Annotated in this window: 2 protein-coding genes; both read left to right on the top strand. The window is 69.6% G+C overall.

All coding sequences use genetic code 11. The annotated features are described in order from the left end of the window. Nucleotides 1-280, top strand: a 280-nt coding sequence (locus tag VF092_22630) for a hypothetical protein (GenBank protein HEX6750108.1), incomplete at its 5' end; no start/stop codon positions are given. Nucleotides 281-377: 97 nt separating this feature from the next. Next, nucleotides 378-1,211: an enoyl-CoA hydratase/isomerase family protein gene (locus tag VF092_22625; GenBank protein HEX6750107.1), complete on the top strand. Its 834-nt coding sequence runs from the start codon at nt 378-380 to the stop codon at nt 1,209-1,211. Nucleotides 1,212-1,545 lie beyond the last annotated feature (334 nt).

Here is a 1,545-nt window from a genome sequence, read left to right as displayed (position 1 = left end):
GAACGAGAAGAAGCGGCGGCTGACCGAGACGGCGATGGAGATCCTGCGCGAGCTGCGCCCCGACGGCGGGGTGGACCTGCGCGTGGCCACCTTCTCGCTGTTCGGGATGATGAACTGGCTGTACAACTGGCACCGCCCCGGGCTCGACGCGCCGGTGGAGACGCTGGTGGAGGACATGTACACCATCTTCCTCACCGGCTACCTCCCCGAGGGCGCGCGCGTCCCCGCCGACGCGGGCGGCGCGACGGGCGAGGCGCAGCCGATCTGGCGCACGGGCTGAGGAGGATCAGGAGACAGGGATCGGGCCGGATGGTACGGCTGAGGGGGATACGAGGGATGCAGAACGTTCGACCTTTTCACCACGCACGGAGTGACTGATGGCTACCGCAGAGCTCGAGGTTCCGCAGGAGACGGGCGAGAAGACGCTGGTGCACTACGAGGTGCAGGACGGCGTCGCCATTCTCACGCTCGACGACCCGCCGGCGAACACGTACACGCACGAGATGATGAGGCAGATCGACGCGGCCGTGCTGCGCGCTCGCTTCGACACCTCGGTCGACGTGATCGTGATCACCGGCGCGGGCGAGAAGTTCTTCTGCGCGGGCGCCAACATCAACATGCTGCAGAAGGCCGATCCCACCTGGAAGTACTACTTCTGCCTGCACGCCAACGAGACGCTTCTCCGTCTCGAGCACACGCCCAAGCTGGTGATCGCCGCGATGAACGGGCACACCGTGGGCGGCGGGCTGGAGATCGCCATGGCGGCCGACCTGCGCGTGGCCCGCCGCGGCGCGGGGAAGGTGGGCCTCCCCGAAGTCGCCCTCGGCGTGCTGCCGGGGACGGGCGGGACGCAGCGGCTGACGCGGCTGGTCGGCGTCTCCAAGGCGATCGAGCTGATGGCGGAGGGAAGCAACTTCGACTTCGAGACGGCGGAGAAGTACGGGATCGTCAACAAGATCCTCGACGCGGACAGCCGCGACGCCTTCCTGGAGCAGGTGCTGGCCTACGCGAAGCAGTTCACGCGGCCGGGGAAGGCGACGTTCGCGGTGGGCAACATCAAGCGCAGCTGCCAGACGGGCGGCGCGCTGCCGCTGGAGCAGGGGCTGGCGCTGGAGCGCGAGCTGCAGGCGCTGCTCTTCAACAGCAGCGACGCCAAGGAGGGGCTGACGGCGTACGTGGAGAAGCGCGCGCCGCAGTTCACCGGCAAGTAAGCCGGGGATCGGTTGATGCGGGGGGAGCCGGGCGGATGCGCCCGGTTCCCTTTGCGTTTGGGGCCCCGGGGCCCCGAACGCCCGGCGGCTGAAGCCGCGGCAACGACTACGGGAAGCCTCGCAAACCGCGCGAGGCTGCGGCCGGAAGCATCGCGGCGGATCCGAGAGGATCGTACCCGCCCGGCGCGGAGGCCCTCTCCCCCCTGCCCCCTCCGCCAAAACCGACTGGGGGAGGGGGAGACCTCAGCGCGAGGAGATTCGTCGGCTCGGTACGCCAGGATCATCGGCGGCCGCGCTGACGTTCGCGTGAGGGATGCGCGCCCGGAGGGCCGGG

Origin of the sequence: Longimicrobium sp. (assembly GCA_036377595.1) — a bacterium.
In the GTDB taxonomy this organism is placed as follows: domain Bacteria; phylum Gemmatimonadota; class Gemmatimonadetes; order Longimicrobiales; family Longimicrobiaceae; genus Longimicrobium.
This window is presented reverse-complemented; position numbering and strand designations above follow the sequence as displayed.

Excerpts from the sequence above, each read along its gene's own strand:
- VF092_22625 (HEX6750107.1), top strand. The coding sequence starts at position 378 with ATGGCTACCGCAGAGCTCGAGGTTCCGCAGGAGACGGGCGAGAAGACG.